Origin of the sequence: Methanolobus profundi (assembly GCF_900114835.1) — an archaeon.
Classification (GTDB): domain Archaea; phylum Halobacteriota; class Methanosarcinia; order Methanosarcinales; family Methanosarcinaceae; genus Methanolobus; species Methanolobus profundi.
This window is the reverse complement of record NZ_FOUJ01000005.1, coordinates 219,668-234,822: the sequence shown is the minus strand read 5'-3', so window position 1 is coordinate 234,822 and position 15,155 is coordinate 219,668. Positions and strand designations below refer to the sequence as shown.

The following is a 15,155-nucleotide window of genomic DNA, read 5'->3' as shown; positions in this document are numbered from 1 at the left end:
GGTATCCGAATAACATTGCATGTATCCCGGTCAGAGTATTTGATGGAATCCTCTGTGACGGTCTTATCGGCAATCTTATTAGTCGGGACAACGACTAGAAAACGTTCCTCCCGATTCAGAGATTCGGCTACCAACGCTGTCGTACAACCGGCACGAGTGGTCTTATGCACCAGATACGATCCTTCCTGATATGCGTTCAGTAGATTGTATGCTGTTGCGATGCGCTTGTCCTGATTTGTGCGGGGAACGATAAGAGGGGTCTGGAACGGTGATGTCCGGGTGGTGCTTGACATCATGTTCTGCCCCCTTGCGATCGTTTACGTTTTATTGATATCACCTCACCGGTGGGGAACAAACTCACCGTTCACGAGATAATTTCTAACTGCCTGTGCTACCTTATTGTAGCGGGCTTCATTGTCACTATCCTTCGGTACTTCAAGGATATGGAATGCAAAACCTTCGCTGTTGTCAACCTTGAACGCTTGAAGGACCGTAACCGTCCTGTCATCGGTTTCTTTGAACATCTTCCTGAACCGAGGAGTCTTCTTGCAGAAGGCAACAGTTGGCAGAAATCCAAGTAACTCAAATCCAGCATTTGCATTTGTTCCTGGTTTGTACAAACTGTATTCCAAGAATCTGAATACATCCGGATGGCCGTACAACACAGCCCATCCTGTTTTCAGTTTATCAAGTGCAACGTCTTCTATCTGATCAGTACCTAACAGGATCATGCTTTCAGCTCCACGCCATTGCTACTGATCTTCATGTTCGTTATCTTGGTCCTGTGGCCAACGCTTCTGCTGCGGAAGGCACTGATGCGGATATTGGTGTACGCAGGTTTGCGGTCCACTATCTCCGTCTTCCAGATCTCCTTGGCAGCGAACTGACTCTTATCTCCAAAGGGTCTGAGAACGTGGTTCGGTGCCTTGTTGAACTCGCTCTCCGGCTGGTTCGTGACGACCACTATTCCGTTGTTCTTGTAGGCCCAGTTCTTCAGGTCCCCGAATATGGCGATAAGCTTCAGCAGAGCATCTCCTTTCTGCTTGACACTGAGCCTTGCGTAAGATGTAAGGATGGGGAAACCGATGGAATCCACGATGACCACGTCGACCGCAGGAAGCTTCTGGCATGTGCTGTCGATCTCCTCGATAACAGGGGTGTACTTGTACTCACAGCCTTTCAGGCCTGCAATGTCCGCTTCCGTCAGATTCCTCTCGGTGTCGAGGTAGAATACCTTCTTCCCGGAGGCAATTGCCTCCTTTGCAACGGTCAGAGCAAATTTTGATTTTCCACTACCTGTGTCCCCAAATACCTCAAGGACATCGTTCCCTACATATCCGTGGATAAGGTCCAGTATCTGTGATGGTTTTTCATCGGGTGTATCGCTATTTTCATAAGAATGTGATGCGTTCTCTTTACTGGTGGATCCTTCCTGACAATCCTCTCTGCTTTGGTCGGCGATAGGTTCGTCTGCGTTGGGTTCACCACCCGGTTCTACTGAGTTTTCCACAAGCATCTTGAGTTCCATGAAAACAAGGTCTTCAGGCACATCGTATTCCCGGTGGTCCTCTACCCATTTGAAGATCTCATTCTTCTTGAAGTCCACTCCCCAGAATACGAACTCGTCCTGGTTCTCACTGGCCTTTTTCCAAACATCGGTGCCGTTGATGGTGTTGTATCCCATCATCTCAAGGATAGGTACAAGCTTGTCCTTATCGAGTTTCACTTCCATGCTCACACCCCATCTCCGGCCAACATCTCGTACACTGTTTGTTGCACCTTGTCCATACATTCGTGTACATCATCGGAAATGATCGCGAAAACATCACAATCCGATTCCAGCTTCCTTTTGATGGTGATCTCAGCATGCGGTTTCACATTGCCTTTTGAATCGACATCTGCACCGACTTTCGTTGAAATCTCGATGGGCTCGGCATAGGTTATGGTCTGGGTCTGCTCCATCAGTTCGCCCCCTTTCTCAGGTCCTTCACAACAATGGGTATCATCCCTGCCTGGGACCATCCTATCCGGGTGACATTCTTGCATGATGCCAACTCTGCAGTTGCTACCATGTTCACGAATCGAGATGCTTTGCCTGTTATGACCGCAAACACCTCGTTATTTCCAGAGACCTTGGTCCGTATCCACTGCTGGATCCTGGCTACATCTGCATTGTCGATGTGCTTGAGGGGATCGTCCTTCATACGACCTATGCCGTTGGGCACTCGGTCGAAATCGATGTACACTTCAACTTCTTCTGTCATTGATCTCACTTCCTTTGTGTTGTATAGAAGAAGCCTGCAGCTATTGTGCAGGCCGAAGCTCCGTCCAGGGCTCGAACCCGGAAATGACCCAAGTGTCCCGGAGTGTGAGGTGACCTTATGGTCTGACCTCCTCATTGCATTCCGGGCAGTAGACCGGTCGGTTCTTACACTGCCAGTCCACATCGAAAATATGGCCACAATGGTCGCATATACACTCGGCGACGATTCGTGTCCGTGCAATTGGCATGTTGTCAATGGTCATGCAGTGGCCTCCGAAGCTCTGGAATCGATCATCTTCTGGAGGTCCTCTGAATAGTACTCGGCCATCTTCTCAGAGGATATCGATTTGGTAAACTGGTGACCACATTCACATCTCCACCAGGATCTTGCACCCAGGGCTTTCGTAACACCTGCCTGGATGCATTTTGCAGTTTGACATTTACAGACAGGACATTCTGTGATCTGGCCGATCGTTAGCTTGCAGAAATCCATGGCATGATTGTACCTGCGTTCTTGGTGACCTTCACTGAGCCAGAACCTGTCCTTTGTGGATCCTATGGGTCGACCTGCATGGCCTCCGCTCCTAGACCGACCCATGCACAAGCCCCGCAAGGAATTTAACGCTCAACGCCAATTCTCCCATGGCACCAGGGATCAGCGCCAACTCATCCCATTGTTTAGGTGCCTTGTTATAGACGGCCAATGCCTTCTCGCGTGCAAAGTCAGATGGCATTGGTCAACACTCCTTTCCAGCCATTGGTGTGGCTGCAATTGCTATTATATTCCATTTTTTCATTCACATTCCTCTTTCTTCTTTGATTGCTTGGATTCCCCTGCGCATTGCGCCTCTTCCAGCATCACTGACGTTTGTGAAAATGCCACTTTTCACAAGATCACAGAGATCTTCTTTGTCAGCACGTGCCAGGCGGAAACTCGTGGGATAATTTTCACTCATATTTCATCTCCGTACTTTGGTACTACTATTGCACCACTGAATAAGAATTGCATGATATTTATATGTTCTTGTTTTTGTCCTACTATTGCCTTATACAAAAGTATATATGCTGTTACTACTAAGTAACTACCATGGTAGTTAAGAGAAACAAAGAAAAGGTATCAATAGCCATGAGTTCCTATCTTGTGAATAGGGCAAAAGCGATGGTCGATGCTGAAGAATTCGGATCGGTGTCCGATGTTATCTCGACCGCGATGTCCCAGTTCATTTTAATGTATGATTACGCACAACGTGACGGTAGCATACAATTCCCATCTGCGCCTGAAAATGTTGCAGATACAGGGGACATGGTCGAAGGCGTGATAAAAGAATATCTAAAAAGCCCAGAGGGCAAGGCTCTTATTAAATCGATCATTGGGGAGTCACTTTCGTCGCCAGAAAACAACAAAACCGTGATATTTACAGAAAGTGGACGGTAACATTTTTCCATGATTCAAGTATAGACAGAATTAAATGAATTTGGGTGAATGAAAAATGTACATCAAAACAACATGCACAAAATGTGGAAATCCTGACTTCCACGATATCCATTGGTGGATAATCGGTGAAATCAAAAAAGACCAGACCACTGCAAGAGTAGATGAGATGGAAGTCTGTGACAGTGTGTCCGAAGAAGAGCTCGCCAGTCAAATTGTTTGTGAACTTAGGGGATTCATGTACAACGGAATAACTGTAGACGAGTTCTGTAGAATACTCAAAAAGTACTATGGTGTTGCATCAAAGTACTGCTGTGATCTGATCCAGAGGATGAAAAAAGAATTGGACATGTACTGTCCGGACAGGCAGCATTTGTATTATGTGGAAGCAAGGTCACAGTGAAGGTTGATGATATTATTCCCCAGCTGCTTCAAACAAAAAGTTCTTTTTTTCTTTCATCAGTTAAATAGAGACCAGCCATTGTAATTGGTTTTAATAATTTCACTGGAGTTTCATACTTCATTAAATTACTTAACTCCAAAACCAATGCTTTCTTTTCTTCTCTGCCTTCTGCATAGGCTTTTAAGTCTTCTTCAGTAACCATTGTCCTCTCTGGATAGGAATTCAATATAGAATCTAGGTCCAAATACTGACTTTTTTTAATGATGGCTTCTCCAATAATCGACTTTATTCCCCCTGATTCATAGATATATAGCTTCATCCCTTCCTGAATTATAGTATTTGTTTTTTTAGGCTGACGCGAAGTATATTTTACAAAAACATCCTTTTTATTTGAGAACATAAAATCAATCACATTTTTGTGAAGTGGAAAGACAACACCTATTATTGAGTCCATAAATACACCCTTATGAAAGTAATTATTGTTTGAAGCTATACTCAATTCAGCATCATTTAGAGATTTTGCTTCTACAAAATATGACAAATACATACATTCGATGTTATATTATTAGATTGTTGGCTTTGAATCGGTCGATGATTCAAGCATACAATAATTTGAAATGTATTGCACGATAGTGATGATAATTTCCTGCTTCGTCTTATTGATGTTTATTTTGATAGGTATTCTACATAGCAAAAATAATTTTCAGGATTGATTTTGTGATTAATCTCATCGAAGAATTTTCTAGCACATTCTATTTTTGTCTTCTTCTGGTGCTTTCGTAGTCTGTGAATAAACCTTTAGTGACATTAACACCATTCAGAACATCTTCAATTTCACAAATTACAAATTGACCTATTATTTTAGATTTATAAACATTTTTTAAAGAATGCAATGCAACCTTATTAGCATCTTCTTGATAAGCGATGACTTTCATTTCTAAGTTATTTAAAGAACAAATCTTCATAAGTGCTAGGTAATTACTTTTGTCATCTAAATAAGGTTTCCAGGAGTTTATATCTTCCTCTATTCTTTTTAATTCTATTATTAAAGATTTTCGTGGTATGATTATATCAAAATCATTAATTACCAAAAATCTAGAAAGATTATTACGTGTCCATGTCTGAAAGGTGTCATTTACTGATCTATTGACTTTTTTATAAATAGTGCCAACATTTTCAATCAGTTCAGGATGAATGCTTGCAAAGTATTCTTTCAAACCTAAATCATTTACTTTTGTAAATCTAACTAAATCATCAGAGACTGAAAATGATCCTTCATTATTGTTATCATAAAGAAGAACAGCAATTGGATAATTTAGCATGCCTGAAAGCATTCTAATTGTTGTTACCGTTTGTTCAGTTTTAACTATTTCTTTTTCAATATCATTCCACACATCAAGTGATGCTTGGATTGTTAAAAAATATCCATAAATTCGTCTCTGATTAGCTATAAATCTCAGGGATACATCAGCATCTGGTGTGATTTCAAGTGTTTTAGAAAAAGAACTATCACCAGAAATCAATACATCTTCATTAAATGATAAATTATCACGAAGCCAATCTTTTGTATTTGTATGTTCCTTCATAAAAGTACCTTATCCTGAACTTTTTGCTTTTTCTAACCTGTTTTAACTGATTGGCACACAGACTAATATACATTACTAATTTCTTCTATTAAAAGATTAGTTTCATTAAATATTGTATTATTAATTTTTGTTCTATCATGTAAAGAGAAGAATTTTGTTCCTTGATGGTGCATGTAGCAACAAAATCATTACAAAAATATTGGGTTAATATATATTTTTGCAGAATTTAACGATAAATTTACCCAAATGTATCCCTCTTTGATACCATTTTATAAAAAGTAGGGGAAGAGAAAGCATTTTAGCTCATCTCTTTCACATTAGGGTTTTTAAATTTTTAATAGTATTGTCAATATCTTTCTGTTCTTTAATGCGGGTTATGGTAATTTTGCCTGTTGAAAAAACTTCTGATGAAATCTTATTATCTCACAATTTCCATAAGCTTCCCATAACTGTCTACAACATCATATTTCACATTTTCAGGATTGATTTTGTGATTAATCTCATCGAAGAATTTTCTAGCGCATTCTATTTTTATCTTCTCAATTTCCCTTAATTGCATTGAACTCATTGAACCTTTTGTTTCAGCTACAAAATAAATATGCTTCACAGTTCCTTCTTTAAATGCAATTGCCCAATCTGGATTGTAATTGCCAACTGGAGTGGGAATCGAGAATCCTTTCGGAAGCTTTGCATATACAACCACTTCTGAACTGGTATCTAACTCTGTGACAAAGTTACGTTCTGTTTTTGAGTCAGTTATAACATAATCATAGATATGTCGTTTAAGCGGGTCTCCTGCCTTACTGAAATCCTGTTTGCTTTGACTATCTGTAAAGATATCTATGTCATGTGTTTCAGCAATTGTATCGTAACTTAAGTGTTCAATTATAACCGTTGCCTTCTGTTCATTTATCAAACGGATTGCTTGAGAAATGAAACTTTCAGGATTGGTCTTAAACTGTTCAAAAATAGAATCCTCAATACTGCTCAGAATATCGGTTACCGTTCTTCTTGTTAATTGGACACTTTCCGCGATTTTTCCAATCAAATCATATTTTACTGCTGAGTGAATTGATTTCGCACCGTATTCAGCATTAGATGTTTCAAGAATCTCAAAGCCATCTCCTGATTTAATTTTTTCATATTCAATTTCAGCAACCTGGATACCACGCTGCACTGTGTATTCAAGAGGAGTTACATGTAGTTCTTTGTTCAGAGCTTCTACACATTTATCAATCAGTTCTGAACTGTCAAATTTCACACTATAGACTGCTTTCCGATTAATTCTATTCCAGAGTCCCTTGAATTCCTGTTTTTCAAAGTTATCATTTAATGGATTTGTCTTAGCTCCCCGATCATTTTCAATCTCCAATACTTTAACATCACTATAAACACTGTCTATCAATTGAAAAATCTGATTATTGTATGGTTCTAGATCCTCGGGCAGTGGTGCAAGTGTTTCATTTTTGACGGCTTCATGATACTCTTGGGTAATGTGGTCATTATCATCTGAATAGTCATTTTTTAGGAGATATTTGTATATCTGCCGTGCCATTTGTGGAGTAACCTCTACATTTTCACCATCTACCGATAAGACTTTTCCGGTGAAATAAGCTTCATTTGCAATACGAGGTCTTTCCGAAAGGGATTCGCTGATATCACTTTGCAAAGCAGCTACAAAATCCTTATAGCTTTCACTGGCGACAACCGTCAGGACATTTGTTTGGTGAACGGTTGAAGGATTATCCTGTCTTTCACCAAGATGATTAACAGCAATGCGAAGTCCACGTCCAACTTCCTGTCTACGTGAAATAGTATTATCACTATGTTTCAATGTACAGATAACAAAAACATTAGGATTATCCCATCCCTCGCGAAGTGCAGAGTGAGAGAATATAAAGCGTGTGGGTTCTTTTAAAGAAAGTAGACGTTCTTTATCTTTCAGAATAAGATCGTATGCATCGACATCATCTGCTTCGGTTGATGTCTTTTTAGTGACAGGATCGACCATCCTTTTGCTCTTTTTGTCGATGGAAAAATATCCATTATGAGTAAGGGCAACAGAGATACTTTCCAGGTACTTTTTATAATCATCTTTGATAGATGAATCCTTTATTAATTCATTTAAAGCATCCAAATACTCTTCTTCAAAGATCCGGGCATATTCCCCACCTTCTTCTCCTTCATCAGTATAAACACGATATTTAGCAACTTCATCTATGAAAAAGAGGGTCAATACTTTAATTCCCTGGTGGAAAAGAACCTGCTCTTTTTCTAAATGTGCTTTGATGGCTTCTCTTATCTGAATACGTCTCAGGACAATTTCATTTACATCTCCTGTAGCTTCTCCAGCCTGTAGCTGAATACCATTTTTGAATTCAACCGTATCGGTTACAGCGTTGATATCGGAAATTACAAAACCTTTATACTGATCGAGTTCATTGGATTTATCGTAAAGATTATCACCTTTTCCAAGTCTGAGAATTTTCCTTTTTATTCTCTTGTCCTGCTTAATCTCCAGTTCTATTCTGGCAATTGGAGCCTGCCTGGATACTTCAATGGACTCCAGATAAAGATAGGCATTGGTACCTGATAGTCCTTTAACGGAAATACCTCTTACAGCTATTTTTTTGACAAGCTTTTGATTATATGCATCCAGCGCATCCAGTCTGTGAACTTTATTGTGTTGTGTTTTATGTGTTGCTGAATATCTCAGAACAAAAAGAGGATTAAACTCTTTAAGAGAATCAAGCGTCTTTTTACCTTCCATTTTTTGAGGTTCATCAAGAATCAGTATAGGACGATTGGCTTTAATCACATCAATTGGACGGCGACTCTGAAAATCATCAAGTTCTTCATATATACGGCGATTATCTTTTCCCCTAGCATTGAATGCCTGAACATTGATTACCATTACGTTGATACCTGCATCGGATGAAAAGCTCTCCAGATTATGAAGTTGTTTGGAGTTGTATATAAAGAATTTAGCTTTTTTGTTGTATATCTCCTGAAAGTGTTCGGCAGTAATCTCGAATGATTTGTAAACACCTTCGCGGATGGCAATACTGGGAACTACAACTATAAATTTATTCCATCCAAATCGCTTGTTCATATCAAAAATGGTTTTTATATAACAATAAGTTTTGCCGGTTCCGGTTTCCATCTCCACATCCAGATTAAGTGATGAAACATTTGTCTTAACAAGACTACTGGATTGTGGAAGATTCTGAAGGCGCTGAACCTCCTGTATGTTTTCAAGGAGCTGCTGCTCGTTGAGTGAAAGGTCGCTGTTCTTAAAACCCGAAATTTCATCTACCCATCCCTTGTGCAAAAAAGTTTCCTGATAAAGTTTACCATCTTTAGCTTTTTCAACGCCCGGGTCGATACGATAACCGATTCCTGCAGTATTGGGTTGCCCTTTAAAACAATTCACCACCGCATCTACAGCACGTGTTTGATAAGCCTGATTTTTGAACTTTAGTTTCATCTGTACCCTCCTTAGATTGTTTTCACGTCCGTGTGAGGACTCATGAGTTTGAAGATTTGTTCCACATTGATTTTTACACTGTCATCTGTAAATCCTGAGTCACAGAAAACCACGCGCAATGGTTCCCTTTTAGCCAGTTCTTTACATAAATCTTCAGAAATCCCTCCATCTTTGACAAAACAGGCAGCAAGAGCATTTCCATCTACAAAATAAACTTCTTTGTCAAGGATTTTTTCCTTTGAAATTGGAAGTGTAAGGTCTACACCCCAGTCCAGCAATACCTGGAAAAGCAGATCTTCAGAAGTACGGTCCTTTTTGATGTTGTCGGTATTTTTGAAAAGCAAGGTCTGTTTTGTATCATCAGGTGTGTAATAGACATCCTCCATATTGCTACTGTCAACTTTAAGGACGCGGAAACCTATATCTAGATTTACAGTGTTTTCAGGATTCTCTTCTTTGATTTTCTTTCCAGCAAGTCTGATACGTTCCTTACTGATTTCAGCAATGTTTTCATAACCTGCCTTAAATGCTTCTGATTTTTCATCGCACCCTTCAGGCAATTGCACCATAATGAATTTGCGATTTCCTTTATCCTCTGCATTAAGTTGCATTACTGAATGGGCAGTAGTAGAAGAACCAGCAAAGAAATCTAGAATTAAATCATCTTTTTTTGTTGCATGCTCCAAGCAGTATTTGATTAAACCTGTTGGTTTTGGTGTGTCAAAATAACGCTTTCCAAACAGTTCTTTTAGCTCCAAAGACCCTGCTTCATTTGCAAAATCCTTCCCATCCCATACTGTTTTAGGTTTAATTCTTTTTTCACCATTAATACCTTCAGCATAATCTATTTGAAAAACATCATAACGCCCTTCTTTTCCAACCCGATGTGATACAAGTTCATTAATTCGTTCTTGAGATGTTTCCTTTCCCCAGCGCCACCGCCCTTCTTCGCCATCAGAAAGAAATGGAAAAACTTCAATGCTATATTCATTGTTTTTCTGTAATGATACTTCAAGAGTTGCTGGATTTACGTAAAATGGGTAATACATATTTGGCCTATCAATTCTTCTTGCACTATCCCCACGTTTTCTTAAACCCTGTAAGCGATATTTGCGGCCTAAATTATCTACTTCCGGATAATCTTTTAAGTATTTATCAGGTAAAGGTACTCCTAGAGAAGTGAAGTCAAGTTTTTCATATGCAACCAAATAATTATGAGCTGTTGCATAATATTTGTCGTCGCTCCTACCTTTAAGGTTACTAACAACTGTAATGAGCCCAATTTTATTTTCTGCACCAAATATTTCATCGCATATTTTTGTGAGGTTATTTACTTCACCATCATCAATACTAATAAAAAGCACTCCATCGTCTTTAAGCAGGTTTCTTGCTAGTTTGACACGTGAATACATCATACTTAGCCAGTCGGAGTGAAAACGGCCGTTCGAATCTGTGTTAGCGACAAGTCGGTTACCTTCTTCGTCTTTTTGACCCGAATCTAGCAGATACTCTTCGGTGGACTCAGCAAAGTTGTCGGAGTAGATAAAATCCTTGCCTGTGTTATAAGGAGGATCGATATAAATCATCTTCACGTTACCAAGACATGTTTCCTGAAGCAGTTTGAGGACATCTAGATTGTCACCTTCAATAAACAGGTTCTCTGTTGTATCAAAATCCACGCTTTCTTCACGACACGGACGAAGAGTCTTGGAAATTGGAGCATTGGCAGTAAGCAGTGCCTCTCTTTTACCTGGCCAATTAAGTTGATAGCGTTCCTGTGGACCATCCACTATGTGTGTTGAAATTTCCTGTCTTAAAAGGTCAAAATCAATCGATTTTTTCATATCACCATTTTCATCCTTTGATTCGGTAACACAGTTGGGAAACATTGCCTCAAGTTTTGCAACATTTTCTTCAGCAAAGTTGGGGCTGTGCATTTTTAATTCATCCATTATAAGACTCCTTCATCCATCAACATTAATTAACACTTTAAATCTTCAATTTCCTGTTTTAACTCATTAAGAGATCTGTTTAGCTCAACCCTGCGATTGAATTGTTTTTCTTTTTTTATAAGGGAATCTATTCTTGCCGCTTCACGTTCTTTGACATTTAATGTATCCATTCTCTTCACCAGTTCTTCCAGAGTTTCACTTTTCCTGAAAGGAAGAGAGATAATGTCTTTGAGAATAGCCTGGTAGAGTGCACCCATGTTCAAAACAACAGGCAGTGCTGTTTTTTCAGAATTATCGTCCATCCATTCTGTTTCAAAGTAACTACTGACAACCCACTTATTACTATCAGCTTCACTGGGCCGTTTATAACCTGCCATATACTTGCTTTTTTCCCTGTAGTTAAGATGAAAAATAATATGTGAAGGGATAGCTTTGTCAATTGTCCTCAAAACATCTTCAGATATAATTCCTGTTCTGAGAATAATCGTAAAAATCTGTATTTCATTAACTCCGGTGCTGGCTGAAAGATTAATCGTTGAAGGAGACAGTTTATAGGTCCATGTAATCTTTTCCACTTCTTTGACAAACATATCCTTTACTCTGGAAGTCGGACTGGCATGCTCATAGATTTTGCTCTTAGGAAGTACACTTCCAAATTTCGCCTGTTCAGGAAAAGCATAAAGAACGTTCATGCCTGATTCTCCTGTATCACAAGGAAAGAGATCAGCTCAAAATCATCCAGTCCTTTGATATTATCCACCAGAGCTGTAGTATTGATGCTTGAAAAAAGACTGTCTATATCCTTATCCTCTTTAACTTCGATCATCGATCTGATAGCCAGTCCCAACAGATCAGAATAGTGTGACATTTCCCGTCCATCATTGGTATCGGAATTAAAACGTTTACAAACATCATAGACAGGACTATCAAGTCCTTTGCAGTTGCTTCTCACTAGATCGAGAAGTTGTTTAACCTCCGTATGATTGGTAATAACTTCTCCATCATCGCCAATATAGACAAGATAATATGGATGCAGCCTATTATGTTGATTAACATTTACATCCGAATTGTGATTACGAAGGGTGAAAATAGCACCAGGTAAAAGTCCTGCCTCCTTATTGGAGGGTACCACAGCATGCAAACCATTGGGTAAATTCCCTATGTCTCTATTTTCTTTAATATAATTCAGCAGATCCATCCGGAAATCATTCAATCCAAGGTCAGTTATATTGACTCCTGTTTTGAGGTCTTCCATTTCTATAACTTCATCCTGAAGCCTGCGAAGTTGTTCTTTTCTGTATGATACATCATTAGCCCGAGCAGAAAGAACATTATCGTCTCCGGTTCCAGTAAGGTCCACTATATGCATACGATTTTCCACTCGCTCTTTCAGGTTGATATATTCATCCAGTGAAATATCTGGCCAGTAGTTGACAAGCTGAATATGTTCATTAGAAGAACCAATCCTGTCGATACGTCCAAAACGCTGAATAATACGAACAGGGTTCCAGTGTATATCATAATTGATGAGATAATCACAGTCCTGGAGGTTCTGTCCCTCCGATATACAATCCGTTCCAATTAAAACGTCAATTTCATCCGGCTCATTTGGAAGTATAAGTGATTTTTCTTTAGATATTGGAGAAAATATTGTGAGCACCGATTGAAAATCATATCCTTTTTTCAGTGTTGTCTTTGGAGTATCACTTCCGGTTACTTTACCTGTGTGGAAACCCATGTTAAGAAGTTCCTCAGACAGACATGAATAAAGATAATCAGCTGTATCTGCAAACGCAGTAAAAATAAGAACTTTTTTATTTCCCGGATTTACAGGATTCTTTATTTTGTTCAGGATATGGTTTTTGATATGTTGAAGTTTTGAGTCATCCTCTTGAGTGATTTTTCTCATTTCAGCAAGAAGTTGCGATATAATAGTAAGGTCTGCTTTCAGATCGTGTTCCCATGATTGCAAATCCATATCTGCCAGGTTTATCTGAACTTTTCCTTTCGTCATAAATTCATCAAGTCCAGTCAGATCATCGTCTTCGGCTTCAAGTTCTCCCAGACAATCGCTTAAATCACGAATAGAAAGACTAGATCCTACACGTTTGAATTCTACTATTTTAGCAAGCATGTTTCTATTGTTTTCTTCCAAGGATCCTAGTGTCAATCTGAAAGCTTCAACCGAGCTTTCAAGACGTTTAAGAAGATTTGTCGTCATTAAGGACTGAAGGCTTTTTTCACGATCTGCTTGCCTAAGTTTACCTTTACCTCCTTCTACAGAAGTATCATACATCTCTTCATATTTTTTTAACCTGCTTGGAAGAATATAGTTTACAGGAGCATAAACAGATAGCTTAAGTAAGGATAGCTGATCATAAATTTCATTAAAACTCATCACATCGGAACGCTCAGTTAAAGGACTACGGAATGACAAAGGTTTGAGCCTTTGTGGAAACTTTCCAATATCACTAGTGTCATAAAATGTCTCAATATGCTTTCTTGAGCGAGCAATGGTTACACTATCAAGTAATTCAAAAAAATCAAAATCAAGGGAATCCAGTATAGTTTTTGCCGTTCTCTTTTCAGGAGGTAATTTTGACCATTGATTGAAAGCAGTCTGTGCGTTTTTAAATATTTCTTCGATAGTTTTAGTGGATTTAAGTTTTTCACTTAAATTTTCAGATTCACCTTCATAGGCAAGAGCTAATTGGTTACGAAGGTCAGTGAATCTGTTATTTACGGGAGTAGCAGAGAGCATCAAAACTTTTGTTTTAACCCCATCACGAATAACTAAATTCATCAATCTTTGGTATCTGGTCTCTTTATCTTTATAAGCATCATTGTTGCGGAAATTATGGGATTCGTCGATGACTACTAGATCATAGTTCCCCCAGTTGATCTTTTTCAAATCCATTCCAGATGACTCGCCTGATTTACGTGAAAGATCAGTGTGAAATAGCAGATCATAATTCAAGCGATCTTTAATCAGTATATTTGTTTTATAATTGTTTCTATATGTTTGCCAATTATCTTCCAACTTTTTAGGAGAAAGTACCAGTACTGAACGATTACGGAGTTCATAATATTTTATGACTGCTAGTGCAGTAAATGTCTTACCAAGACCAACACTGTCAGCAAGAATACATCCATTAAATTTCTCCAAGCGGTTAATAATTCCTGTGGCTGCATCTTTCTGGAAATTGAAAAGTTTATTCCATACAACACTATTCTTGTATCCAGTTAAATCATTGGGAAGCACGTCTTCGCTTATGTCTTCAAGAAATTCATTAAAAATGTTATAGAGCATTAGGAAATAGATTTTTTCGGGAGAATTTTCTTTGTATACAGATTCAATGTGAGCACATATATTATCTGTAACATTCTGTAACTTTGATTCATCATCCCATATCTGGTTGAAAAGTTCAAGCCATGTTTTAGTAGATGCAGCATCTTCAAATTTATTGATGAAATTTGAAACTGCGTCTCCCTGACTATATCCAAGATCAACAGCAGTAAATCCATGCAAAGGCATGTAGACCATACTTTCATCATCTGTACTCATACAGGCAAATTGTTGCATTGGAGCTTTCGTTGAATTGGAACAAAAAGTTGCTTTTCTACGTATCCAATCTGCACATTCTTTAGCAATAGCCCTTTGAGTAAGTTTATTTTTAAGCTGAATTTCAAACTCACTTCCATACAGATTTCTTTCGCGTTTTTGTTTAGGAATATGAAATTCTCTGCGTTCTTTAGACATTTTGTCTGTAACTTCATTTGCTACAAATGTTGGAGACGTAAAAATAAATTCAAGAGAGTCAATGCTTTCTAATTCTTTTTTCAATGCCTCATAAGCATAGATGGAAAAACAAGACGCTGCAATTTTCAATTTAGTGTTGGATTTAAGTGATTTTTTTAAATCATCTCCCCAGAGATCGGTCACATTATTTAGTATTTGCATCTTTTTAACACCTGTTTCCCAACTTGCAAGAATTCATGAGATTTAATATCTAAAACTACTAATGGAATTCC

Annotated in this window: 16 protein-coding genes; 2 read left to right on the top strand and 14 right to left on the bottom strand. The window is 38.6% G+C overall.

The features are described 5' to 3' along the window. From BM008_RS14755 to BM008_RS14950, 8 genes are all read right to left on the bottom strand, one after another. On the bottom strand, window positions 1-296 hold a 296-nt coding region (locus BM008_RS14755; RefSeq protein ID WP_143072351.1), incomplete at its 3' end, for a DEAD/DEAH box helicase family protein. 42 nt (window positions 297-338) lie between these two features. Further along, entirely contained in the window at window positions 339-731 is a 393-nt protein-coding gene (locus BM008_RS12230; protein WP_091937413.1) for a hypothetical protein, read from the bottom strand. Further along, window positions 728-1,732 carry an ATP-binding protein gene (locus BM008_RS12225; RefSeq protein WP_177188060.1) on the bottom strand — a complete coding sequence of 335 codons (1,005 nt, stop codon included), beginning with the start codon at window positions 1,730-1,732 and terminating at the stop codon, window positions 728-730. Before BM008_RS12225 ends, BM008_RS12230 begins: the two co-directional genes overlap by 4 nt. Before the next feature lie 2 nt (window positions 1,733-1,734). Next, complete coding sequence (locus BM008_RS12220; RefSeq protein WP_091934304.1) at window positions 1,735-1,962, bottom strand: hypothetical protein; 228 nt, start codon at window positions 1,960-1,962, stop codon at window positions 1,735-1,737. After that, window positions 1,962-2,399 (bottom strand): hypothetical protein, encoded by a 438-nt coding sequence (locus BM008_RS14750; RefSeq protein WP_177188059.1) that lies wholly within the window; start codon window positions 2,397-2,399, stop codon window positions 1,962-1,964. Before BM008_RS14750 ends, BM008_RS12220 begins: the two co-directional genes overlap by 1 nt. Continuing rightward, window positions 2,380-2,526: an FmdB family zinc ribbon protein gene (locus tag BM008_RS14955; protein ID WP_177188058.1), complete on the bottom strand. Its 147-nt coding sequence runs from the start codon at window positions 2,524-2,526 to the stop codon at window positions 2,380-2,382. Before BM008_RS14955 ends, BM008_RS14750 begins: the two co-directional genes overlap by 20 nt. Further along, on the bottom strand, window positions 2,523-2,861 hold the full coding sequence (locus BM008_RS12210) for a hypothetical protein (protein ID WP_091937405.1): 339 nt from the start codon (window positions 2,859-2,861) through the stop codon (window positions 2,523-2,525). Before BM008_RS12210 ends, BM008_RS14955 begins: the two co-directional genes overlap by 4 nt. A gap of 199 nt (window positions 2,862-3,060) precedes the next feature. Next, complete coding sequence (locus BM008_RS14950; RefSeq protein ID WP_177187977.1) at window positions 3,061-3,219, bottom strand: hypothetical protein; 159 nt, start codon at window positions 3,217-3,219, stop codon at window positions 3,061-3,063. A 131-nt stretch (window positions 3,220-3,350) separates the two neighbouring features. On the opposite strand from BM008_RS14950, the gene BM008_RS12205 reads away from it, so the two are divergent. Further along, window positions 3,351-3,698 carry a hypothetical protein gene (locus BM008_RS12205; RefSeq protein WP_091937403.1) on the top strand — a complete coding sequence of 116 codons (348 nt, stop codon included), beginning with the start codon at window positions 3,351-3,353 and terminating at the stop codon, window positions 3,696-3,698. A gap of 55 nt (window positions 3,699-3,753) precedes the next feature. Then, complete coding sequence (locus BM008_RS12200; RefSeq protein ID WP_091937401.1) at window positions 3,754-4,098, top strand: hypothetical protein; 345 nt, start codon at window positions 3,754-3,756, stop codon at window positions 4,096-4,098. A 28-nt stretch (window positions 4,099-4,126) separates the two neighbouring features. Here BM008_RS12200 and BM008_RS12195 read toward each other — a convergent pair whose 3' ends face one another. From BM008_RS12195 to BM008_RS12170, 6 genes are all read right to left on the bottom strand, one after another. Beyond that, window positions 4,127-4,552, bottom strand: a complete 426-nt coding sequence (locus tag BM008_RS12195) for a DUF365 domain-containing protein (RefSeq protein WP_177188057.1) — start codon at window positions 4,550-4,552, stop codon at window positions 4,127-4,129. Window positions 4,553-4,850: 298 nt separating this feature from the next. Further along, window positions 4,851-5,684: a hypothetical protein gene (locus BM008_RS12190; RefSeq protein WP_091937396.1), complete on the bottom strand. Its 834-nt coding sequence runs from the start codon at window positions 5,682-5,684 to the stop codon at window positions 4,851-4,853. Window positions 5,685-6,102: 418 nt separating this feature from the next. After that, complete coding sequence (locus BM008_RS12185; protein ID WP_091937394.1) at window positions 6,103-9,171, bottom strand: type III restriction-modification system endonuclease; 3,069 nt, start codon at window positions 9,169-9,171, stop codon at window positions 6,103-6,105. A gap of 11 nt (window positions 9,172-9,182) precedes the next feature. Next, the gene (locus BM008_RS12180) at window positions 9,183-11,123 is read right to left on the bottom strand and encodes a site-specific DNA-methyltransferase (protein ID WP_091937392.1); all 1,941 of its coding nucleotides are present in this window, start codon (window positions 11,121-11,123) and stop codon (window positions 9,183-9,185) included. 29 nt (window positions 11,124-11,152) lie between these two features. After that, window positions 11,153-11,815, bottom strand: a complete 663-nt coding sequence (locus BM008_RS12175; RefSeq protein ID WP_091937390.1) for a DUF4391 domain-containing protein — start codon at window positions 11,813-11,815, stop codon at window positions 11,153-11,155. Further along, the gene (locus BM008_RS12170) at window positions 11,812-15,084 is read right to left on the bottom strand and encodes a helicase-related protein (RefSeq protein ID WP_091937388.1); all 3,273 of its coding nucleotides are present in this window, start codon (window positions 15,082-15,084) and stop codon (window positions 11,812-11,814) included. The genes BM008_RS12175 and BM008_RS12170 overlap by 4 nt, the downstream gene beginning before the upstream one ends. Window positions 15,085-15,155: the final 71 nt, after the last annotated feature.